A 290-nucleotide genomic window follows, 5' to 3' on the forward strand; every position below is an offset into this window, starting at 1 on the left:
TTCCAATCCCAGTGCCTATGGCGTTCCATAGTTTTGGTGGTTGGAAGCGATCAGTATTCGGTCCATTAAACATGCATGGTAACGATGGTGTGCGCTTCTATACTAAGATGAAAACAGTCACTGCCAGATGGCCTAAAGGGCAGCAAACAACGAATTCTTTCTCGATGCCTACTATGAAATAGTATTTGTTACTTTAGGTTTCTATCCATTTGACAAATGGATAGAAACCTTCACTTTAAGCGTTATACCGTAAGTACGTTACCATAGATGATTTATTATATATTCAATAG

At 38.6% G+C, this 290-nt stretch carries 1 pseudogene; it reads left to right on the plus strand.

Annotation, left to right across the window (positions count from 1 at the left end):
* Positions 1–182: pseudogene (locus AAEZ18_RS18595) on the plus strand (methylmalonate-semialdehyde dehydrogenase (CoA acylating)); the annotation flags it as partial.
* Positions 183–290 lie beyond the last annotated feature (108 nt).

The sequence above is a fragment of the Pseudoalteromonas sp. 19-MNA-CIBAN-0066 genome (assembly GCF_040308705.1).
Lineage (GTDB): Bacteria > Pseudomonadota > Gammaproteobacteria > Enterobacterales > Alteromonadaceae > Pseudoalteromonas > Pseudoalteromonas nigrifaciens.